Below are 21409 nucleotides of genomic sequence, written 5' to 3'. Positions count from 1 at the left end.
TGGGACCGCCCCTTCGCCCTGTCCGTCGTGCGCTACTTCTTCCTGCCGCGCTTCTCCCGCACCCGCACGGAGATGTGGATCGGCGTCCCCTCGAAGCCGAACTCCTCGCGCAGACGCCGCTCGATGAAGCGCCGGTAGCCCGCCTCGATGAAACCGGAGGCGAACAGCACGAACCGCGGCGGCTTGGTGCCCGCCTGGGTGCCGAAGAGGATCCTCGGCTGCTTGCCGCCCCGCACGGGGTGCGGGTGGGCGGCGACCAGCTCGCCGAGGAAGGCGTTGAGCCTGCCCGTCGGGACCCGGGTCTCCCAGCCCTCCAGGGCCGTCTCGATGGCCGGGACGAGCTTCTCCATGTGCCGGCCGGTGCGCGCCGAGACATTCACCCGCGGCGCCCACGCGACCTGCCCGAGCTCGGTCTCGATCTCCCGCTCCAGGTAGTAGCGGCGCTCCTCGTCGAGGGTGTCCCACTTGTTGTACGCGAGGACGAGCGCGCGGCCCGCCTCGACGGCCATGGTGACAATGCGCTGGTCCTGCACGGAGATGGACTCCGAACCGTCGATGAGGACGACGGCCACCTCGGCCTTCTCGACGGCGGCGGCGGTGCGCAGCGAGGCGTAGTAGTCGGCGCCCTGCTGGAGGTGGACGCGCTTGCGGATGCCCGCCGTGTCCACGAACTTCCAGGTCTTGCCGCCCAGTTCGATGATCTCGTCGACCGGGTCGCGGGTGGTGCCGGCGAGTTCGTTGACGACGACCCGCTCCTCGCCCGCGACCTTGTTCAGCAGCGAGGACTTCCCGACGTTGGGGCGGCCGATCAGGGCGACGCGGCGGGGGCCGCCGGCGGCGGCACCGAAGGTCTGCGCCGGGGCCTCCGGGAGGGCCTCCAGGACCTTGTCCAGCATGTCCCCGGTGCCGCGGCCGTGCAGGGCGGAGACCGGGTGCGGCTCGCCCAGGCCCAGGGACCACAGATAGGCCGCGTCGGCCTCGCCGCTCGGGCCGTCCACCTTGTTGGCGCACAGCACGACCGGCTTTCCGGCCTTGCGCAGCAGCCGGACGACGGCCTCGTCGGTGTCGGTGGCGCCGACCTTGGCGTCCACGACGAAGACGACCGCGTCGGCGGCCTCGATGGCGTACTCCGCCTGGGCGGCCACGGAGGCGTCGATGCCGAGGACGTCCTGCTCCCAGCCGCCGGTGTCGACGACCTTGAAGCGGCGGCCCGCCCACTCGGCCTCGTAGGTGACACGGTCGCGGGTGACGCCCGGCTTGTCCTCGACGACGGCCTCGCGGCGGCCGATGATGCGGTTCACGAGGGTCGACTTGCCGACATTGGGCCGGCCGACGACGGCGAGCACCGGCAGCGGGCCATGGCCCGCCGCCTCGATGGCGCCCTCGACGTCCTCGAGGTCGAAGCCCTCCTCCGCGGCGAGCTCCATGAACTCCGCGAACTCGGCATCGCCCAGCGCCCCGTGATCGTGCTCGTGCGCACCCTCGTACGCGTCCGAGCCGTCGGGCTGGATGTGGTCGTTCATGAAGTCCGTACCTCGTCGTTCATCGTGGTGATCGGTGGACCCCGCACACAACGTGATCCACTACTGAAGTCTGGCCTAGCGCCCGGTGAGGCGCCTGGCGTTTTCCAGGTGCGCGGTGAGCTGCTTCTGGATGCGCTCGGTCGCCTCGTCCAGCGCCTTGCGCGTACGTCTGCCGCTGCCGCCCGCCCGGTGCCCGACTGCCTCGAAGGGGTCGCCGAAGACGACGTCGACCCGCGAGCGCAGCGGAGGCAGTGCCTTTATCAACCGTCCGGGCCGGTCGGAACTTCCCAGCACCGCGACCGGAACGATCGGCGCCCCGCTGCGCACCGCGAAGTACGCGAGGCCGGCGCGCAGGGCCGCGAAGTCGCCCTCACCCCGGGTGCCCTCCGGGAAGATGCCCAACACACCGCCGCTCTCCAGTACGCCGAGCGCCTGCATGATGGCGGCGCGGTCGGCGGTCGAACGGTCCACCTTCACCTGGCCGATGCCGAGCAGAAAGGGGTCGAGCGGGCCGATGAACGCCTCCTTCTTGATCAGGAAGTGCGTCGGCCGGGGCGCCACACCCATGACCATCGGGCCGTCGATGTTGTGGGAGTGGTTCACGGCGAAGATCACCGGGCCGCTCGCGGGCACCCGCCAGGCGCCGAGCACACGCGGCTTCCACAGCCCGTACATCAGGCCGACGCCGATGCGCCGCCCGACCTCGGCGCCCCGCAGCGATGGGACGTCGGTCACTTCCCCGCCCGCTTCTCCTCGACGAGCGTGACGACACACTCGATGACCTGCTGCAGGGTCAGGTCGGTGGTGTCCACCTCGACGGCGTCGCCGGCCTTGGCCAGCGGCGAGGTCTTGCGGCCGGAGTCGGCCGCGTCCCGCTTGATCAGGGCCTCGCGGGTGGTGTGCAGGTCGGCGCTCTTCAGCTCGCCGCTGCGGCGGGCGGCACGCGCCTCCGGGGAGGCGGTGAGGAAGATCTTCAGATCGGCGTCGGGCAGCACGGTGGTGCCGATGTCCCGGCCCTCGACGACGATGCCGGTGACGGCGGCGGAGGCGATGGTGCGCTGCAGCTCGGTGATCCGGGCGCGTACCTCGGGCACCGCGCTGACCGCGCTGACCTTGGAGGTGACGTCCTGCTCGCGGATCGGGCCGGCCACGTCCACGCCGTCGACGGTGATGGTGGGGTTGCGGGGGTCGGTACCGGAGAGGATCTCGGGCTTGCCGGCGACGGCGGCGATCGCGGAGGGGTCCTCTATGTCGATGCCGTTGTTCACCATCCACCAGGTGATCGCCCGGTACTGGGCGCCGGTGTCCAGGTAGCTCAGGCCGAGCTGCGCCGCCACGGCCTTCGAGGTGCTCGACTTGCCCGTGCCGGAGGGGCCGTCGATGGCGACAATCACGGGCTGGGCGGCGCCGTTTTCCACGGGGGAACACCTTCCTGGTGCGGTGGATTGGGGTGTACGGGGGCGCGGACACGCCCCGCACCAGGTTACCGGCCCCCCGGGACCCTTCCGACAGGCGGACGATCCGGCCCTTCGGGGGCAGGGCCGGAGGCGGTCACTGGCGGATCGCCCAGCCCCGTTCACGCAGCCCCGCGGTGAGGACCGGTGCCGCCTTGGGCTCCACCATGAGCTGCACCAGACCGGCCTGCTGTCCGGTGGCGTGCTCGATGCGGACGTCCTCGATGTTGACCCCGGCACGGCCGGCGTCGGCGAAGATACGGGCCAGCTGGCCCGGCTGGTCGTCGATGAGCACCGCCACGACCTCGTAGACCCGCGGCGCGGAGCCGTGCTTGCCGGGGACGCGGACCCGGCCCGCGTTGCCCCGCCTCAGGACGTCCTCGATGCCGGTGCTGCCCTGCCGGCGCTTGTCCTCGTCGGAGGACTGCAGCGCGCGCAGGGCCCGCACGGTCTCCTCCAGGTCACCGGCGACGTCCGTGAGCAGGTCGGCGACCGGTCCGGGGTTGGCGGACAGGATGTCGATCCACATCCGGGGGTCGGACGCGGCGATCCGCGTCACGTCCCGGATGCCCTGCCCGCACAGCCGTACGGCGGCCTCGTCCGCGTGCTCCAGACGCGCGGCGACCATGCTGGACACCAGGTGGGGCATGTGGGAGACGAGGGCGACGGCCCGGTCGTGGGCGTCGGCGTCCATGACGACCGGCACGGCCCGGCAGTGCGAGACCAGCTCCAGGGCGAGGTTCAGCACCTCCGTGTCGGTGTCCCGGGTGGGGGTGAGCACCCAGGGGCGGCCCTCGAAGAGGTCACCGCTGGCGGCCAGCGGACCGGACTTCTCCCGGCCCGACATGGGGTGGGTGCCGAGGTAGGACGACAGGTCCAGCCCGCGTGCCTCGAGCTCGCGGCGTGGTCCGCCCTTGACGCTGGCCACGTCGATGCAGCCGCGGGCCGCGCCGCGCCCTATCACGTCGGCGAGCACGTCGGCCACATGGGCGGGAGGGGCGGCGACGATCGCCAGGTCCACCGGGCCCTCGGGCGCCTCGTCCGTACCGGCGCCGAGGGCGGCGGCCGTACGGGCCTGCTCCGGGTCCTGGTCGGCGAGGTGGACGACGACGCCCCGCTGGGACAGGGCGAGGGCGGCCGAGGTGCCGATGAGTCCGGTGCCGATGACGAGTGCGGTTCTCACTGGGCGATGTCCTTGCGCAGGGCGGCCGCGGCACCGAGGTACACGTGCGCGATATCGGCGCGGGGCTTGTCGGACTCGATGTGCGCGAGGACCCGGACGACACGGGGCATGGCGCCCTCGATGTCGAGTTCCTGGGCGCAGATCAGGGGGACGTCGACGATGCCCAGCTTGCGGGCGGCGGCGGCCGGAAAGTCGCTGTGCAGGTCGGGGGTGGCCGTGAACCAGATGCTGATCAGGTCGTCCGTGTGCAGACCGTTGCGCTCCAGAACGGCCGTGAGCAGCGCGCCGACCTGCTCCTCCATATGACCGGCCTCGTCCCGTTCCAGCTGGACGGCCCCCCGGACCGCGCGTACCGCCACGACGATGCTCCTTGCTGACGTCCATGTGCTGTTCGGTCGTCCAGCGTAGTCAGAGCGCGCGGAGCGGGCGTCGCGCGCTCGCCCGCTGAGACGGGCGGGGTGTGCTTTTCATGGTGGTTCGCGGCAGGTTGCTTCGCGTTCGGTGCGTTCGGTGCCAAGATGCAGAAACCTCTGACTCCGGGAGTGACGACATGACCCCTCGCACGACGCGCCGTACGGTTCTGCTCGCGACGGGCGCCGTGGCGCTGGCCGCCGGCTGCGGCTCGGACGGCGGAGACGGCGACGAGGGCGGCACCACGTCGGACACCGCCACTCCGGACACCCCGGCCGGGCAGGTGCTGGTCTCGACCGCCGACGTACCGGTGGGCGGTGGCACGATCCTCAAGGACGAGAAGATCGTGGTCACCCAGCCCGCGGAGGGCGACTTCAAGGCCTTCTCGGCGGTCTGCACACACCAGAACTGTCTCGTGGGCGATGTCGCGGACGGCACGATCAACTGCACCTGTCACGGCAGCCGGTTCAGGATCGCCGACGGCTCGGTGGAGCGGGGCCCGGCGACCAGGCCGCTGCCCGAGGAGCAGATCACGGTGGAGGGAAGTTCGATCCGCCGGGCGTGATCCGCCGCGTACCCTCCCGGGCATGCGCCCGGAGACTCTGGTCGGCGACCACACGATCTACGCCTGTGTCATGGGCTCCCGTGCCTTCGGTCTGGCCACGGAGGCCAGTGACACCGACCGCCGGGGCGTCTTCCTCGCGCCCACTCGCCTGTTCTGGCGCTTCGAGAAGCCGCCGACGCATGTCGAGGGGCCGGCGGAGGAACAGTTCAGCTGGGAGCTGGAACGCTTCTGCGAGCTGGCGCTGCGCGCCAACCCCAGCATCCTGGAGTGCCTGCACTCCCCGCTGGTGGAGTACGCCGACGCCACCGGCCGTGAGCTGCTGTCCCTGCGCGGCGCGCTTTCCCCGCAGGGCCCACGAGACGTTCACGCGGTACGCCCACGGCCGGCGCCGCAAGCTGGAAGCCGATGTCCGCTCCCACGGCGCCCCGCGCTGGAAGGACGCCATGCATCTGCTGCGTCTCCTGACCAGCGCCCGCGACCTCCTGCGCACGGGCGCCCTCACGATCGACGTGGGCGAGGAAGCGAGCTGCTGCTCGCGGTCAAGCGGGGCGAGGTCCCCTGGCCAGAGGTGGAGTCCCGGATGGCCCGGCTGGCCGAGGAGGGCGCCGAGGCCGCCCGGCGCAGTCCCCTGCCCGAGGAGTTGGACCGCCGCCGGGTCGAGGACTTCCTCGTCCGCACCCGCCGCGCCTCGGCCCTCCGGACGGATCCGTCCGACGAGGTCGTGCGGGGCGATCGGTCAGGCGTCCCAGAGCGTGCCCAGTTTCAGTAGCTCGCCCCGGTACTCGATGCGGTCCGCCCATGCGGCGGGCCAGGCGTCCGCGCCCAGGTACGCGCCCGCGAAGGCGCCGGTCAGGCAGGCGATGGAGTCGGAGTCGCCGGAGGTGCAGGCGGCGCGGCGCAGGGCGGTGAGGGGTTCGTCGACGAAGAGGAGGAAGCAGAGCAGGCCGGTCGCCAGGGCCTCCTCCGCGATCCAGCCCTCGCCCGTGGCCAGGCAGGGGTCGGTCTCCGGGGAGACGGTGCGTACGGCGTCCTGGAGGCGTCCCAGGATCTCCAGGCACTCGTCCCAGCCGCGCGCGATGAAGTGCTCGGGGGTGGGGTCCTGGGACCGGGTCCACAGGTCGCCGAGCCAGAACTCGTGGTAGCGGGTGCGGTTGTCGTAGGCGTAGGAGCGCAGCAGTCCGACCAGGCCGGCCGGCTCGGCGCCCTCGGCCAGCAGCCGTACGGCGTGGGCGGTGAGGTCGGAGGCGGCGACGGCGGTGGGGTGGCCGTGGGTGAGGGCCGCCTGCAACTGGGCGGCGCCCGCGCGCTGTTCGTCGGTCAAGGCCGGGGCCAGTCCTATGGGCGCGACGCGCATGTTGGCGCCGCAGCCCTTGGAGCCGATCTGACTGGCGTCCTGCCAGCGCCGCTCCTCCCGTGCCAGCAGGTAACAGGCCTTGAGGCAGGTGTTGCCAGGGGCCCGGTTGTTCTCGGGCGAGCGGTACCACTCCACGAACTCCTCGCGCACCGGCCGCTCGAGCCGCTTCGGGGTGAGCGGCCCGCGGTCCATCGCCGTGCGCAGGCCCCGTCCGAGCGCGAGGGTCATCTGGGTGTCGTCCGTGACGATCGCCGGGTTCGGCAGCTCCATCTCCCGCCACGGGCCGGTCTTGGCCAGGATCGCGGGGACGTCGTTGAACTCGGTGGGGAAGCCCAGCGCGTCCCCGAGGGCGAGGCCGGTGAGCGCACCTGTCGCGGCGCGCCTGGTGGCGGTGGTCGTGGTCATGCGGGACGTCCTTCCGGAGTGGGCCGCAGCAGCGGTGGGTGAAGGGCGGTGGCGGTGCCCGCGCGGTACAGCGCGGCGGGTTTGCCGCGGCCGCCGGTGAGGCGCGCGGCGCCGGGGACGGCTTCGACGAAGCCCGGGGTGGCGAGGACCTTGCGGCGGAAGTTGGGCCGGTCCAGGGGCCTGCCCCAGACGCTCTCGTAGACCTGTTGCAGCTCCCCGAGGGTGAACTCGGGCGGGCAGAAGGCCGTGGCGAGGCAGGTGTACTCGAGCTTGCCCCCCACGCGTTCCCGCGCGTCGGCCAGGATCCGGTCGTGGTCGAAGGCAAGCCCCCGCGCGGAGTCGTACGGCGTCCAGCGGGCCCGTGCCGCGTCGCTGCCGGCGTGCGCCTCCGGCGCGTCGGGCAGCAGGGCGGCGAAGGCGACGGAGACGACCCGCATCCGGGGGTCGCGGCCGGGTTCGCTGTAGGTCCGCAGCTGCTCCAGGTGCAGCCCGGAGACGTCCGTCAGCCCGGTCTCCTCGCCCAGCTCGCGCCGCGCGGCGCGTTCCGCGGACTCGTCCGGCAGGACGAAGCCTCCAGGCAGCGCCCACTGTCCGGCGTACGGCTCCTGGCCGCGCTCGACGAGCAGCACATGCAGGGCGCCCGCGCGGAGGGTGAACACGGCGAGGTCGACGGTGACGGCGAAGGGTTCGAAGGCGTGTTTGTCATAGCCGTCCATGACCGGCACCCCCTTTAATAGTCACAGCGACTATAAAAGGGGGTGCCGGTCGATGACAAGCCTTCGGAGGCCGGCTGGAGGCCGGCTAGAGGTCCGCTAGAGGTCGACCTCCTGCATCAGCATCCCGACCTCGGTGTTGGACAGCCGCCGCAGCCAGCCCGACTTCTGGTCGCCCAGGGTGATCGGCCCGAAGGCGGTGCGCACCAGCTTGTCGACCGGGAACCCGGCCTCCGCGAGCATGCGGCGCACGATGTGCTTGCGACCCTCGTGCAGGGTCACCTCGACGAGGTAGTTCTTGCCGGTCTGCTCGACGACCCGGAAGTGGTCGGCACGCGCGTAGCCGTCCTCCAGCTGGATGCCGTCCTTGAGCTTCTTGCCCAGGTCGCGCGGGATGGGGCCGACGATGTGCGCGAGATAGGTCTTCTTCACGCCGTACCGCGGGTGGGTCAGCCGGTGCGCCAGCTCGCCGTGGTTGGTGAGCAGGATGACACCCTCGGTCTCGGTGTCGAGCCGGCCGACGTGGAAGAGCCGGGTCTCACGGTTGGTGACGTAGTCACCGAGGCACTGGCGCCCCTCGGGGTCCTCCATGGTCGACACGACACCGGCGGGCTTGTTCAGCGAGAAGAACTGGTACGACTGCGTGGCGACGGTCAGGCCGTCGACCTTGACCTCGTCCTTCTCCGGGTCGACCCGCTTGCCCTGCTCCAGGACGATCTCGCCGTTGACCTCTACCCTGGCCTGCTCGATCAGTTCCTCACAGGCGCGCCGGGAGCCGTAGCCCGCGCGCGCCAGCACCTTCTGCAGGCGCTCGCCCTCCTGTTCGGCGCCGGGGAAGGTCTTGGGGAGCTTCACGTCCTTCTTGGCCGCGTACCGGTCGCGATTGCGCTCCTCCATCCGCGTCTCGTACTCACGCGAACGCCCGGGAGCGGTACGGCCGCCCTTCCGGGATGCCGGCTTGGCGCCCCCGCGCCCCGACTTGGGGCCCTCCTTGGTGGCGCCGGGACCGACGTCGTAGCGGCGCTCCTCGGGGCGGGGCTTGCGGGGGCGGCCCTGCCCCTGCTTCTGGTCCCTGTTGTTGCCGGCGCCACGGTGGTTACCGCGCCCGCCGCTCTTTCCGCTGCCGCTGCTTCGCATCAGAATTCCGTCGTCGTCGTGTTCGTCGGGGGACCGTCGTCCGGATCCGGGGCGTCCGGATCGAACGACGGCACGCCTTCCTGTGTCTCGGCCTCGATCGCCTCCGCCTCCGGGAGGAAGGGCGCGAGTTCCGGGAGCTCGTCCAGACCGCGCAGGCCCATCCGCTCCAGGAAGTAGTTCGTCGTCGTGTACAGGATCGCACCTGTTTCGGGTTCCGTGCCCGCCTCCTCGATCAGACCGCGCTGCAGCAGGGTCCGCATCACACCGTCGCAGTTGACTCCGCGGACGGCGGACACGCGGCTGCGGCTGACCGGCTGCCGGTAGGCGACGACCGCGAGGGTCTCCAGGGCGGCCTGGGTGAGCCGGGCCTGCTGGCCGTCGAGGACGAAGCGCTCGACGGCCGCGGCGTATTCGGGGCGGGTGTAGAAGCGCCAGCCGCCCGCGACGAGCCGCAGCTCGAAGCCGCGGCCCTGGACGGTGTACTCGTCGGCGAGCGCGCGCAGCGCGTCGGCGACCTGGCGCCTGGGGCGCTCCAGGATCTTCGCCAGGTGCTCCTCGGTCGCGGGCTCGTCCACGACCATGAGGACCGCCTCCAGGGCGGGCCTGAGATCGAGGTCCGCGACGGTGGGCAGCCCCGCGGGGTTCTCGGTGGTTTCCTCGCTCACGGCTTCCTCTCCTCCTGGGGCTGCTCGGGGGGCCGGTCGAACTCGTCGGTCACCGTCGGCGCGGTGTCCCCGTCCCCGCCGGTCCAGCGCACGGTCAGCTCGCCGAGCGCGGTCTCCTGGTCGAGGGCGACGGCCTTCTCGCGGTACAGCTCCAGGAGGGCGAGGAACCGTGCCACGACGGTGAGCGTGTCGTCCGTGTCCGCGATCAGCTCCCGGAAGCCGGCCTGACCGAGCTCCTTGAGCCGCGCGATGACGATCCCGGCCTGTTCCTGCACGCTGACCAGCGGTGCGTGGATGTGGTCGACGTACACCTGCGGCTTCGGCTTCGGCTGCATCGCCTTGACCGCGAGACGCGCGAAGCCCTCGGCGCCGATGCTGATGACGACCTCGGGCAGCAGCTCGGCGTGGTGCGGTTCGAGTCCGACGATACGGGGGTGGCGCCGGGCCTCGTCGTCGAGCCGCCGGCTGAAGATGTCGGCGATCTGCTTGTACGCGCGGTACTGCAGCAGCCGGGCGAACAGCAGGTCGCGGGCCTCCAGCAGGGCGAGGTCGGCTTCGTCCTCCACCTCGGCGGCGGGCAGCAGCCGTGCGGCCTTGAGGTCGAGCAGCGTGGCGGCGACGACGAGGAACTCGGTCGTCTCGTCCAGGTCCCAGTCCGGCCCCATGGCCCGGATGTACGCCATGAACTCGTCGGTGACCTTGGACAGGGCGACCTCGGTGACATCCAGCTTGTGCTTCGCGATCAGCTGGAGCAGCAGGTCGAACGGCCCCTCGAAGTTCGCCAGCCGAACCTTGAACCGCCCGTCGTCGTCCTCGGCCTCCGCAACACCGCCGACGGCATCGGGCGCCGACGCACCAGGATGCCCGGCGGGCGCCTCCCCCTCGAGCACCCCCTCCAACGGCCCGGACGACCCGGCCCCGTCGGCCGAGGCCCCCTCCGCCTCCGCAACACCGCCGACGCCATCGGGCGCCGACGCACCAGGATCCGCGGCCCGCGCCTCCCCCTCAAGCACCAGGTCCGACCGGCCGGACGCCCCGGCCCCATCGGCCGGCACCCCCTCCGCCTCCGCAACACCGCCAACGGCATCGGGCGCCGACGCACCAGGATGCCCGGCGCCCGCCTCCCCCTCGAGCACCACGCCCGACGGGCCGGACGACCCAGCCCCCTCGGCCTCCGTGGGGCCCACGGGACCCTGCACGTCCACGGACGTGGCAGCCGACGCGTCCTGTGCCCGGGTCGGCGCAACCCGGCGCCCTGCCTCCGCCCCGGCATCCGAGGACCCGCCGTCGACGTCCGCACCACCCGGCCCACCGCCGCTCGGCTCGACCGGGACATCACCCCGCGCGGAAAGCCCCGCGCCCGCCGCGTCGCCGGGCCCCGTGGCCGGTCGCCCGGCGTCGTGGGTTCCGGCCGCCGGTGGCGGCGCGGGGGACGGGGCCACCCGGGTTTCCGGGGCCGGGCCCGCCCCGGGTGGGCCGGGATCGGCGGGAGGGTCCGGCGTCGGCGGCGCCCCGCCCGGGCCCCTGCCCAGGGCGCGGCGCCGGGGCGGCCGGTCGCCGGGGGCGGGTGCGTCGTTCGAGGTCATGGCCTCCGCAGGCTACCGCTACCGTCCACGGAGGCGTCGTACGAGGATGCTGGCGTCCCCCCGGCTCTCCAGGTCGGCGAGGACCACGGCGACCGCCTCGCGGACGATCCGGCCGCGGTCGACAGCGAGGCCGTGCTCGCCGCGCAGGACCAGACGCGCGTGCTCGAGGTCCATCAACTCCTCGGCGGAGACATACACGGTGATCTTCTCGTCGTGCCGCTCCCGGCCGCTGGGCCGCCGTGCCGCCGCTCGTCCCCGCTTGCGCGGCGCCGCGCCCTCCTGGGCCGCCTGACGCCGCCCGGAGCCCGAGGCGCCCCGGCTGCGGGACTCACCGGCGTCGGCCGGCTCCGCGTCCGCCGCGACATGCTCCGCGCCCTCGCCGTCGCCGCCCTGTGCGGGCACCGACTGCGGCGCGTCCTCCTGGGCGGCCGCGGCCGCGTCGCCCTCCCCCGCCGGAGCGGGAACCCGGGCGTCGCCGTTGGCGCGCCGGGGAGTGGACGCCTGGAGCGCCATCCCCCCTGTCGTACGGAAGAGTTCGTCGGCCCCCGGCAGACTCACTCGGCGTGACACCGGGCGAGCACCTCCCTGGCGAGCTGGCGGTAGGCGGCGGCACCGACGGAGTTGGACGCGTACGTGGTGATCGGCTCACCGGCCACCGTGGTCTCCGGGAAGCGGACCGTGCGCCCGATGACCGTGTGGTAGACGTGGTCGTCGAACGCCTCGACCACCCGCGCGAGCACCTCACGGCTGTGCACCGTGCGCGAGTCGTACATGGTGGCGAGGATGCCGTCGAGCTCCAGGTCGGGGTTGAGGCGCTCCTGGACCTTCTCGATGGTCTCGGTCAGCAGCGCCACACCGCGCAGCGCGAAGAACTCGCACTCCAGCGGCACGATCACCTTGTGCGCCGCGGTCAGCGCGTTGACCGTGAGCAGGCCGAGCGAGGGCTGGCAGTCGATCACGATGTAGTCGTAGTCGTCCATCAGCGGCTTCAGCGCCCGCTGCAGCGTGGACTCGCGCGCGACCTCGCTCACCAGCTGCACCTCGGCCGCCGACAGGTCGATGTTGCTGGGCAGCAGGTCCATGTTGGGGACCGCGGTCTTCAGCAGCACCTCGTCGGCCGCCATGCCCCGCTCCATGAGCAGGTTGTAGACGGTGAGGTCGAGTTCCATCGGGTTGACGCCGAGGCCGACCGACAGCGCGCCCTGCGGGTCGAAGTCCACGAGCAGCACCCGGCGTCCGTACTCCGCGAGCGCGGCACCCAGGTTGATGGTCGACGTGGTCTTGCCGACGCCGCCCTTCTGGTTGCACATCGCGATGATCTTCGCGGGGCCGTGGTCGGTCAGCGGGCCCGGGATCGGGAAGTACGGCAACGGGCGTCCGGTCGGACCGATGCGCTCACGGCGCTGGCGCGCCGCGTCGGGCGCGAGCGTGGCCGCGTACTCGGGATCCGGCTCGTACTCGGCGTCGGGATCGTAGAAGTGCCCCTCGGGCAGTTCGTCGTAGTCGGCGAAATGGTTGTGGGGCGCGCCACTTCCGTCGCCGGCCATGGCGTTCACGTGATGGCCATCCATGCTCTGGTGTGCTGGGTGAGTCACCCCAGGAGTCCGGTGACTCTGGTGGGCTGCGAAGGTGCGCACAGCGATGGAGCCGACAGCAGCGAATCCCGCGGACCCCTGGCCCGGCGCGGGCATTCCTGGTTGACCACCCCCGGGAGTAAATGTCGACTCATTCACAAGTCGTCTTACCTCCTTGGTGACCAGGAAACTTCTAGACAGGTCAGCGTGGCACCATGCCGACGATTGGCGACTCTATGGCGTGTCGGCCGTCCGCAGCAACACAATCCGCCGGACCCGGCCCGATGTGTCGGCAATGAAACATCCCTCTGTCAAGGGCGTACGGCCGTCGCACGGCAGGTTTCACGGATGTGCGAATCGGCAGAAGGGTTACGTTCGAGGCGAGTTGTCCAGTAATCAGGAAGTGACCATACACACATCCGGCCGGACCTTGTCGGGCAAGGTCCGGCCGGATACGCGGTGTTGACGACCCGAGTTGACGTGTCGCCTTTTCCGGTAGGTGACTTGGTCGACTTACCGTCCGGACGGGTCAGCCGAGCAGCGAGGCGAGCTCGACGTGCTCCAGGCCGTGCGCCTCGGCGACCTCCCGGTAAACGACCTTGCCGTCATGCGTGTTGAGGCCCTTGGCGAGCGCCGGGTCGCGGCGCAGCGCGTCCACCCAGCCCCGGTTGGCGAGTTCCACGATGTACGGCAGCGTGGCGTTGGTCAGCGCGTAGGTGGAGGTGTTGGGCACCGCGCCGGGCATGTTGGCGACGCAGTAGAACACCGACTCGTGGACCTTGAAGGTCGGTTCGGCATGCGTGGTCGGGTGGGAGTCCTCGAAGCAGCCGCCCTGGTCGATCGCGATGTCGACAAGGACACTTCCGGCCTTCATCCGCGAGACCAGCTCGTTGGTGACGAGCTTCGGGGCCTTGGCGCCGGGGACGAGCACCGCACCGATCACCAGGTCCGCCTCCAGGCAGGCCTTCTCCAGCTCGAAGGCGTTGGAGACGACGGTCTGGATCTTCGAGCCGAAGACCTTGTCGGCCTCCCTGAGCTTGTTGATGTCCTTGTCGAGCAGGGTCACGTGGAAGCCCATGCCGATGGCGATCTGCGCGGCGTTCCAGCCGGAGACGCCGGCGCCGATGACGACCGCGCGGCCGGCCAGCACGCCGGGGACGCCGCCGGGGAGCACACCGCGGCCGCCGTGGGCGCGCATCAGGTGGTAGGCGCCGACCTGGGTGGACAGCCGGCCCGCGACCTCGGACATCGGGGCGAGCAGCGGCAGCGCGCGGGTGGGCAGCTCGACGGTCTCGTAGGCGATCGCGGTCGTACCGGACTCCAGGAGGGCGTCCGTGCACTCCCTGGACGCCGCCAGGTGCAGGTAGGTGAAGAGCGTCTGGTCCTTGCGCAGGCGGTGGTACTCCTCCGCGACGGGCTCCTTGACCTTCAGCAGCAGGTCGGCGGCGGCCCAGACCTCGTCGGCGGTGTCCAGGATCTGCCCGCCCGCGGCGATGTACTCGCCGTCCGGGATCGAGGAGCCGACGCCGGCGCCGCGCTCGATGACGACCTGGTGGCCGTGGCGCACGAGCTCGTGCACGCCGGCGGGGGTGATGGCCACCCGGAACTCGTTGTTCTTGACCTCGCGGGGGATGCCGACCTTCACGTCGATCACGGTCCTTGGATCAGAGGGTATTCAGAGATATGGGGCTATCACTACACATACCCGGGCACGCTCGGGCACACCGGGAGAGACCGCAGAAGATGGTGCGGCAGAGCCAGTCTAATGAAGGCGTTCCCGCTGTCTAGCCTTCCTTTGCATCAATCTTGCGCGGATGCGCTACGGATTTCGCAGGCGTTCTCGCCATGTTGCGCTTCGGAGTCGTCTTCCGGGGCGTCCTCGGCGAGCATCCGCTCGGCAGTGGCCCGGTGCAGTGCGGCCGACGCGGGGTCGCCGAGGTGCTCGAAGGAGTCGGCGAGCCGCAGATGCAGCGCGGCCTGCAGGCGGGTGTCCTCGGCCCGCTGTGCCCACTCCAGGGCCTGCCCGCAGGTGCGCAGCGACTCCTCGAGCCGGCCCGCGTACTCCTGCACCCGGGCCAGTTCGCTCAAGGCCCGTGCCTGGGCGGCGACATCCCCGTTCTTGCGGTGCCCGGCGACGGCCGCGCGCCAGTTGCGCAGCGCCTCGCCGTAGCGGCCGGCGTAGGTGTGGGCGGCGCCGATGCGTCCGTAGAGCCGGGCGGCCTCCGCGCGCTCGTCCCGGGCGAGCCGCTCGGTCAGGGCCCGGCCGAACCAGTCCGCGGCCCGGTCGTAGTTCCCGAGCTCGAGATGCGCGCCGCCTACGGATTCCATCGCACGGCCGGTCGCGTACGGGTCGTTCGCCTCGCGTCCGGCGTCCAGCGCGGCCCGGTAGCGCACCAGGGCGTCCGCCGTACGGCCGGTGCGGGCATCGAGGTCGCCGAGGTTCAGCAGGGCGGCGGCCCGCTCCCGGGGCAGTGCCCGGCGCTCGGCGACGTCGAGGACCAGGCCGTGGATGTCGTACAGATCGCTCGCGGCGGCCTGGGTGCCGAAGTGGGCGACCAGGGCGCGCACCAGCTGGGCCATCAGCCGCCGGGCCAGGGTGTCCAGCTCCCCGTCGGCGACCGCGAGCCGGGCGGCCGCCAGGAGGGCGGGGCGGCGCAGGCGCAGCCAGTCGGCGGCGGCCCGGGGGCTGGGAAAGCGCAGGGCGCGCGGCATGCCGAGGAGCTTCTCGTGCGCCTGGGGGCTGTCGGTCTCGGTGATCGCCCTGCACGACTGGAGCAGCCGTACGGTCCGCTCCAGCATGCGGGCGCGGGCCAGCTGGAGCTCGCCGGGCCGCTCGTGGGCCTGGGCGAGGTCGTGCAGCACGGGGTGCAGACAGCGGGGCACGCGGTACTGGGGCAGGGCGGAACCCACCGAGTGCAGCAGGCCCTGGGCGGCGAAGTCGTCGAGGGTGGTGCGGGCGGCCTCCACGGAGCAGCCGGCCAGCGCGGCGGCGGTGTGCGGGTCGGTCAGGCCTCCCGGGGCGAGGCTGAGCAGGCGCAGGGTCCGGGCGGCGGGCGCGCGCAGTGAGTCGTGCACCAGCCGCGCGACCCGGCCGACGACGGTGCCCTGGCCGGTGTCCGTGTGCAGCTGCTTCGCCAGGTCGGCGACGGCGGCCTGGGGCCGGGCGGCGAGCCAGCCCCCGGCCAGCACCAGGGCGGCCGGCTGGCCCTGGCACTGCTCGGCGAGCCGTTCGGCGGCCCGGGGGTCGACGGTGACGCGCACCGATCCGGTGAACCGGGACAGCAGCTCCACCCCGGACTTGGTGTCGAGGCCGCCGAGGGTGCAGGGGCGGACGTCGGCGATACCGGTGAGGGGCCCCGAGGAGACGGTGACGGCCAGGCAGTCCGGGTTGTCCGGGAGCAGTGCGTCGACCTGCTCGGCGTCGGCCGCGTCGTCCAGCAGGAGCAGCGCCCGGCGGCCGGCCAGGGCGGTGCGCAGCGCCTCGGTGAGATCGTCCTCGGGGGCTCCGGCGGGGGCGGGCTCCGCCAGCGCGTCGAGCAGCTCGCGCGCGGCTCGCCCGACGGGCACGCGCGTGCCGTCGGGTTCGCTCAGGCGGGTGCGCAGTACCCCGCCGGGGTAGCGGTCGGCGACCTGGCGTACGAGCTCCTCGGCGAGGGCCGTCCGGCCGGAGCCGGACCGGCCGGCGATGAGCAGTACGCGCGCGCGGGGTGCCTTGCGGCCGGAGAGGGTGTCCAGTCCCGCGCGCTCGATGTCGGCGCGCAGTTCCTTCAACTCCCTCGTACGGCCCAGGAATCGGCCTTCCGGGGCAGCGTCCCGAGGGGGCCGCACACCGTCCGGGTCCACCGCCTGATCCGTCACGGGCCACACTCCCGTCCCACCGCACGCGCCGGCCCGCCGGGTCTCCCGGTCGGGCGTTTTTCGAAGCCTAGTTCACGCTCTGCGACGTTCCGTGAGGAGCGCTGTGCCGGGGACAAGACTCCCTCGATCGGATCAGCAGATCGTCAGACCAAAGGGTCAGCGGTGCCGGTAACAGGGGGCGGCGCGACGCGGCGCCACCGTGGGCGTCACGCCTCGAAGGGCCGCGCCGGCCACGGTGCCTGTGCCGGGCGCAGCGCGTCCAGGCCGTCACCGGTCCGCGCGGCGACGAGTGAAAGGACGCCCACCACCAGACAGTTGTTGTGCAGGTCGCCGGCCAGCACCCCGCGCACCAGCTCCGCGACGGGGACCCGGGCCAGCTCCATGTCCGCTTCCTCGTCCTCCACTTCGAACCGGTCGCCCTCGGCCTCCGACAGCCCCCGCGCGAGGAAGATCCGTACGGCCTCGTCGCAGCCGCCGGGCGTGGTGTAGACGTCGGTCAGGACCCGCCAGTCCTCCGCCTTGACGTGCGCCTCCTCGTACAGCTCCCGCTGCGCGGCGTGCAGCGGGTTCTCGCCGGCAACGTCGAGCAGGCCGGCCGGGATCTCCCACAGCTTCTGGCGCACCGGGTGCCGGTACTGGCGCACCACCACGACCCGGTCGGCGTCGTCAAGGGCGAGGACGGCCACGGACCCGGGGTGGACCTGGTAGTCGCGGCGGACCACGGTGCCGTCCGGCATGACCACGTCGTCCGTGCGGACGGAGGTCTTGTTGCCCACGAACGGGGTGGCGGTCGCGCGGATCTCCCACTCCTCGGGGGTGTCCTTGATCGTCATGCCTGTCCTTCCCGACGTACAGCGGTCGTGCGCCTGCCCTGGGTGAAAAAAGCGGCCGGGGTGCGCCACCTTTGAAGGTTCGCACCCCGGCAACCGTACAACTGGGTGTGTTACTTCGAGATCTTCCGCTCGACCGCGGCCTTCACCAGGCCCGCGAAGAGCGGGTGCGGACGGGTCGGACGCGAGCGCAGCTCCGGGTGCGCCTGGGTCGCGACCAGGTACGGGTGGACCTCGCGCGGGTACTCGACGTACTCCACGAGCTTGCCGTCCGGGGAGGTGCCGGAGAAGACGATGCCCGCCTTCTTCTCGAGCTCCGCGCGGTAGGCGTTGTTCACCTCGTAGCGGTGCCGGTGGCGCTCCTCGACGTACTCCTTGCCGTCGTACACCTCGCGCACGATCGATCCCTCGGCCAGCTTGGCCGGGTACATGCCGAGCCGCATGGTGCCGCCCATGTCGCCCTCACCGGCGACGATGTCCAGCTGCTCGGCCATGGTGGAGATGACCGGGTGGGAGGTGGCCGGGTCGAACTCGGAGGAGTTGGCGTCGGAGATGTCCGCCAGGTTGCGCGCGGCCTCGATCACGATGCACTGAAGACCGAGGCAGAGGCCCAGCAGCGGGATCCGGTTCTCCCGGGCGTACTTGATCGCGCCGACCTTGCCGAGCACCCCGCGGTCGCCGAAGCCGCCCGGGATGCAGATGCCGTCGACGTCCCCGAGCTGCGCCTGGGCGCCCGCCGGGGTCTTGCAGTCGTCCGAGGTGACCCACTTGATCTTCACACGGGCCTTGTTGGCGAAGCCGCCCGCGCGCAGCGCCTCGGTGACCGAGAGATAGGCGTCCGGGAGGTCGATGTACTTGCCGACCAGGGCGAGGGTGACCTCGTGGTCGGGGTTGTGGACCCGGTCGAGCAGGTCGTCCCAGGTCGTCCAGTCCACGTCGCGGAAGGGCAGGTCCAGCTTGCGGACCACGTAGGCGTCCAGGCCCTCGCCGTGCACGGTCTTGGGGATGTCGTAGATCGAGCGGGCGTCGGGGCAGGCGACCACGGCGGCCTCGTCGACGTCGCACATCAGCGAGATCTTCCGCTTGATGGCGGTGGGCACCTCGCGGTCGCAGCGCAGCACGATCGCGTCCGGCTGGATACCGATGTTGCGCAGTGCCGCAACCGAGTGCTGGGTCGGCTTCGTCTTCAGCTCACCCGAGGGGCCGATATAGGGCAGGAGAGAGATATGGACCACGAAGACGTTGTCGCGGCCGACCTCGTGGCGCACCTGCCGGACGGTCTCCAGGAACGGCAGCGACTCGATGTCGCCGACCGTGCCGCCGACCTCGGTGATCACCACGTCGACCTCGTCGGTCGCCATCCGGCGGATCCGGTGCTTGATCTCGTTGGTGATGTGCGGGATGACCTGCACGGTGTCGCCCAGGTACTCGCCGCGCCGCTCCTTGGCGATCACGGTGGAGTAGATCTGGCCCGTGGTGACATTGGCGGAGCCGTCCAGGTCACGGTCGAGGAAGCGCTCGTAGTGCCCGATGTCCAGGTCGGTCTCGGCGCCGTCGTTGGTGACGAACACCTCGCCGTGCTGGAAGGGGTTCATCGTGCCAGGGTCGACATTGAGATACGGGTCCAGCTTCTGCATCACGACGCGCAGACCCCGGGCCTTGAGCAGCATGCCGAGGCTGGAGGCCGTCAGACCCTTGCCGAGGGAGGAGGCGACGCCCCCGGTGACGAAGATGTGCTTGGTCGTCGAAGATTTGGGCGGCATGGCCAAAGGGGGGCTCCCGTGGTCGCGGTCTGTGGGTGCGGTTCCGGGGTTTCTCGCCCACCGGTCCACGGGCTACCAGCGTATCAGCGCCGCGCGGCGATGGCTCACGGCCACGCTCCGCGCACGCGTCGGTACAGGGTACGCACCGCACACCGGAGCCTCACCCCTTGCTCACTCGTTCGGCGGACCCGCGTTGCCTCGAGCGGCACACAGATCATCTACGTGCGTCGTATCCTGCTCGGACACCTCGCTGCCGAGCCCGGCCGGCCGAACGGCACCACCCCCGCCCGTAAGTTCCGGAACAACGTGAGCTCGTCAGTTCGTTGAGCAACAATTGGCGCTTTGCATTCACGGCTGAGCGACTGCTTTGCTTCACAGCTCAACGACGCATTGCAAAAAACCCTTGACCGCACCAGCGACAACCCCCTTGAGGGGTGACGTGGCCGTTCGACTGGAGATGCACGTGGCCGGGCGCATCGAAGACTACGCACTCATCGGAGACATGCAGACCGCCGCGCTGGTCTGCCGGGACGGCACGGTGGACTGGCTCTGCCTGCCCCGCTTCGACTCGCACGCCATCTTCGCCGGCCTGTTGGGCACCGAGGAACACGGCTTCTGGCGGCTGGGCCCCGCGCACGCCGCCGACGCCGAACCGCCCACCGCGACCCGGCGCGGCTACCGCGGCGACTCACTGATCCTGGAATCGGAGTGGGACACCCCGCGCGGCACGGTCCGGGTGACGGATTTCATGCCCCCGCGCGACGGCGCCCCGCAGCTGATCCGCATCGTGGAGGGCGTCTCGGGCCGGGTGCCCATGCGCTCGGCGCTCCGGATGCGGTTCTCCTACGGCCGGGTCGTGCCCTGGGTGCACCGGCACGAGGGGCGTACGGTCGCCGTCGCCGGCCCGGACTCGGTGTGGTTCGACACCTCCGTGAAGACCTACGGCAAGGCGCTGACCACGTACTCGGACTTCACCGTCGCGCCGGGTGAGCGGATCGCGTTCACCCTGTCCTGGGAGCCGTCCCACAAGCAGCCCCCGGGGCTGCCGGAGCCGGAGCAGTCGCTGCAGGCGACGGAGGACTTCTGGCGCGCGTGGGTCGAGCACTGTACGTACCACGGCCCCTACCGGGAGGCCGTGATCCGCTCCCTGATCACGCTCAAGGCCCTCACCTACGCGCCGACCGGCGGCATCGTCGCCGCGCCCACCACCTCCCTGCCGGAGGACATCGGCGGCGTCCGCAACTGGGACTACCGCTACACCTGGCTCCGGGACGCGGCGATCACCCTGTCCTCGCTGCTGCGCACCGGCTACCGCGAGGAGGCCCGCGCCTGGCGCGAGTGGCTGCTGCGCGCGGTGGCCGGCGACCCGGAGAACCTGCAGATCATGTACGGCATCGCCGGCGAGCGCGAGCTCGGCGAGGCGGAGCTGGACTGGCTGCCCGGCTATGAGAACTCCGCCCCGGTCCGGGTGGGCAACGGCGCGGCGCACCAGCTCCAGCTCGATGTGTACGGCGAGGTCACCGAGGCCCTGCACCTGGCCCATATGACGGGCCTGGCCCGCAACGACTACGCCTCGCTGCTCCAGCTGAAGCTGATCCGGTACCTGGAGAAGCACTGGCAGGAGCCGGACGAGGGCATCTGGGAGGTGCGCGGACCTCGGCGCCACTTCGTGCACTCCAAGGTGATGGCCTGGGTCGCCGTCGACCGCACCATCAAGCTCATCGAGTCCGGCGACGCCGACGGCCCGCTGGACAGGTGGAAGCAGCTGCGCGACGACATCCACCGGGACGTGTGCGAAAAGGGCTACGACAAGGAACGCAACACCTTCACCCAGGCCTACGGCTCCAAGGAGCTCGACGCCTCCCTGCTGCTGATCCCGCAGATGGGCTTCCTGCCGCCGGACGACAAGCGCGTGATCGGCACCATCGAGGCGATCCAGCGCGAGCTGTCGACGTCCGACGGTTTCATCCTGCGCTACCCGACCGATGGAGCGCACCAGGGCGTCGACGGCCTGCCCGGCGACGAGGGGGCGTTTCTCGCCTGCTCGTTCTGGATGGCGGACGACCTGGCGATGATCGGCCGGGTGGACGAGGCGAGGAAGCTCTTCGAGAAGCTGCTCGCCCTGCGCAACGACCTCGGCCTCCTCGCGGAGGAATGGGACCCGCGTCTGCAGCGCCAGGTCGGCAACTTCCCCCAGGCCTTCAGCCACGTGCCCCTCATCGACACGGCCCTACGCCTGACGGCCTCGGGAGCATACGGGGGCTGAGCCACGGCTACCGGGGCGCGAGCGCCGTCGGAGTCCGCTCGCCGCCCCGGCCACCCGCCTCCGGTAGACGATCTTCACCGCGCCAACCCCGGGCCACGGATGTACCAGGGACATCCGCGCAG

General features: G+C 71.5%; 18 protein-coding genes and 1 pseudogene. 3 read left to right on the top strand and 16 right to left on the bottom strand.

Annotated features, from left to right (window positions below; translation table 11 throughout):
• Positions 1 to 32: 32 nt before the first annotated feature.
• From der to aroH, 5 genes are all read right to left on the bottom strand, one after another.
• The gene (gene der, locus AB0L56_RS07500; protein ID WP_365420046.1) at positions 33 to 1523 is read right to left on the bottom strand and encodes a ribosome biogenesis GTPase Der; all 1491 of its coding nucleotides are present in this window, start codon (positions 1521 to 1523) and stop codon (positions 33 to 35) included.
• 75 nt (positions 1524 to 1598) lie between these two features.
• Positions 1599 to 2258 (bottom strand): lysophospholipid acyltransferase family protein, encoded by a 660-nt coding sequence (locus tag AB0L56_RS07495; RefSeq protein ID WP_365420043.1) that lies wholly within the window; start codon positions 2256 to 2258, stop codon positions 1599 to 1601.
• Positions 2255 to 2941 (bottom strand): (d)CMP kinase, encoded by a 687-nt coding sequence (gene cmk, locus AB0L56_RS07490; RefSeq protein WP_361032831.1) that lies wholly within the window; start codon positions 2939 to 2941, stop codon positions 2255 to 2257. The genes AB0L56_RS07495 and cmk overlap by 4 nt, the downstream gene beginning before the upstream one ends.
• 133 nt (positions 2942 to 3074) lie before the next feature.
• Positions 3075 to 4160, bottom strand: a complete 1086-nt coding sequence (locus tag AB0L56_RS07485; protein WP_365420039.1) for a prephenate dehydrogenase — start codon at positions 4158 to 4160, stop codon at positions 3075 to 3077.
• Positions 4157 to 4519, bottom strand: a complete 363-nt coding sequence (gene aroH / locus AB0L56_RS07480) for a chorismate mutase (protein ID WP_361032825.1) — start codon at positions 4517 to 4519, stop codon at positions 4157 to 4159. Before aroH ends, AB0L56_RS07485 begins: the two co-directional genes overlap by 4 nt.
• A gap of 191 nt (positions 4520 to 4710) precedes the next feature.
• On the opposite strand from aroH, the gene AB0L56_RS07475 reads away from it, so the two are divergent.
• Entirely contained in the window at positions 4711 to 5136 is a 426-nt protein-coding gene (locus AB0L56_RS07475) for a Rieske (2Fe-2S) protein (protein WP_365420036.1), read from the top strand.
• 22 nt (positions 5137 to 5158) lie between these two features.
• Positions 5159 to 5905: pseudogene (locus tag AB0L56_RS07470) on the top strand (nucleotidyltransferase domain-containing protein).
• Here the strand turns inward: AB0L56_RS07470 and AB0L56_RS07465 are convergent.
• From AB0L56_RS07465 to AB0L56_RS07415, 11 genes are all read right to left on the bottom strand, one after another.
• Positions 5873 to 6895, bottom strand: a complete 1023-nt coding sequence (locus tag AB0L56_RS07465; RefSeq protein WP_365420034.1) for an ADP-ribosylglycohydrolase family protein — start codon at positions 6893 to 6895, stop codon at positions 5873 to 5875. The pseudogene AB0L56_RS07470 and the gene AB0L56_RS07465 overlap by 33 nt on opposite strands.
• Positions 6892 to 7611, bottom strand: coding sequence for an NUDIX domain-containing protein (locus tag AB0L56_RS07460; protein WP_361032814.1), 720 nt, complete (start codon positions 7609 to 7611; stop codon positions 6892 to 6894). Before AB0L56_RS07460 ends, AB0L56_RS07465 begins: the two co-directional genes overlap by 4 nt.
• 96 nt (positions 7612 to 7707) lie before the next feature.
• Positions 7708 to 8745: a pseudouridine synthase gene (locus tag AB0L56_RS07455; protein WP_361032811.1), complete on the bottom strand. Its 1038-nt coding sequence runs from the start codon at positions 8743 to 8745 to the stop codon at positions 7708 to 7710.
• Positions 8745 to 9410, bottom strand: coding sequence for an SMC-Scp complex subunit ScpB (scpB, locus tag AB0L56_RS07450; RefSeq protein WP_361032808.1), 666 nt, complete (start codon positions 9408 to 9410; stop codon positions 8745 to 8747). The genes AB0L56_RS07455 and scpB overlap by 1 nt, the downstream gene beginning before the upstream one ends.
• Positions 9407 to 10426 carry a segregation/condensation protein A gene (locus AB0L56_RS07445; RefSeq protein ID WP_365420655.1) on the bottom strand — a complete coding sequence of 340 codons (1020 nt, stop codon included), beginning with the start codon at positions 10424 to 10426 and terminating at the stop codon, positions 9407 to 9409. Before AB0L56_RS07445 ends, scpB begins: the two co-directional genes overlap by 4 nt.
• Before the next feature lie 588 nt (positions 10427 to 11014).
• Complete coding sequence (locus AB0L56_RS07440; protein ID WP_361032802.1) at positions 11015 to 11566, bottom strand: hypothetical protein; 552 nt, start codon at positions 11564 to 11566, stop codon at positions 11015 to 11017.
• Positions 11551 to 12687, bottom strand: a complete 1137-nt coding sequence (locus AB0L56_RS07435) for a ParA family protein (protein WP_361032799.1) — start codon at positions 12685 to 12687, stop codon at positions 11551 to 11553. The genes AB0L56_RS07440 and AB0L56_RS07435 overlap by 16 nt, the downstream gene beginning before the upstream one ends.
• Positions 12688 to 13099: 412 nt before the next feature.
• Positions 13100 to 14224, bottom strand: a complete 1125-nt coding sequence (gene ald, locus AB0L56_RS07430; RefSeq protein WP_361032796.1) for an alanine dehydrogenase — start codon at positions 14222 to 14224, stop codon at positions 13100 to 13102.
• 146 nt (positions 14225 to 14370) lie between these two features.
• Positions 14371 to 16428 carry a tetratricopeptide repeat protein gene (locus AB0L56_RS07425; RefSeq protein ID WP_361032793.1) on the bottom strand — a complete coding sequence of 686 codons (2058 nt, stop codon included), beginning with the start codon at positions 16426 to 16428 and terminating at the stop codon, positions 14371 to 14373.
• 206 nt (positions 16429 to 16634) lie between these two features.
• Positions 16635 to 17261 (bottom strand): NUDIX hydrolase, encoded by a 627-nt coding sequence (locus AB0L56_RS07420; protein WP_365420029.1) that lies wholly within the window; start codon positions 17259 to 17261, stop codon positions 16635 to 16637.
• A 110-nt stretch (positions 17262 to 17371) separates the two neighbouring features.
• Positions 17372 to 19021, bottom strand: coding sequence for a CTP synthase (locus AB0L56_RS07415; protein ID WP_361032787.1), 1650 nt, complete (start codon positions 19019 to 19021; stop codon positions 17372 to 17374).
• Between the two features lie 463 nt (positions 19022 to 19484).
• On the opposite strand from AB0L56_RS07415, the gene AB0L56_RS07410 reads away from it, so the two are divergent.
• Positions 19485 to 21287 (top strand): glycoside hydrolase family 15 protein, encoded by a 1803-nt coding sequence (locus tag AB0L56_RS07410; RefSeq protein WP_365420652.1) that lies wholly within the window; start codon positions 19485 to 19487, stop codon positions 21285 to 21287.
• Positions 21288 to 21409 lie beyond the last annotated feature (122 nt).

This window comes from Streptomyces sp. NPDC052079 (assembly GCF_040680275.1).
Taxonomy (GTDB): domain Bacteria; phylum Actinomycetota; class Actinomycetes; order Streptomycetales; family Streptomycetaceae; genus Streptomyces.
The sequence above is the reverse complement of the archived record's forward strand: the minus strand, read 5'-3'. Positions and strand labels throughout refer to the sequence as shown.

Excerpts from the sequence above, each read along its gene's own strand:
- der (WP_365420046.1), bottom strand. The coding sequence starts at position 1,523 with ATGAACGACCACATCCAGCCCGACGGCTCGGACGCGTACGAGGGTGCG.
- AB0L56_RS07475 (WP_365420036.1), top strand. The coding sequence starts at position 4,711 with ATGACCCCTCGCACGACGCGCCGTACGGTTCTGCTCGCGACGGGCGCC.
- AB0L56_RS07465 (WP_365420034.1), bottom strand. The coding sequence starts at position 6,895 with ATGACCACGACCACCGCCACCAGGCGCGCCGCGACAGGTGCGCTCACC.
- AB0L56_RS07460 (WP_361032814.1), bottom strand. The coding sequence starts at position 7,611 with ATGGACGGCTATGACAAACACGCCTTCGAACCCTTCGCCGTCACCGTC.
- AB0L56_RS07455 (WP_361032811.1), bottom strand. The coding sequence starts at position 8,745 with ATGCGAAGCAGCGGCAGCGGAAAGAGCGGCGGGCGCGGTAACCACCGT.
- AB0L56_RS07435 (WP_361032799.1), bottom strand. The coding sequence starts at position 12,687 with ATGCCCGCGCCGGGCCAGGGGTCCGCGGGATTCGCTGCTGTCGGCTCC.
- AB0L56_RS07420 (WP_365420029.1), bottom strand. The coding sequence starts at position 17,261 with ATGACGATCAAGGACACCCCCGAGGAGTGGGAGATCCGCGCGACCGCC.
- AB0L56_RS07415 (WP_361032787.1), bottom strand. The coding sequence starts at position 19,021 with ATGCCGCCCAAATCTTCGACGACCAAGCACATCTTCGTCACCGGGGGC.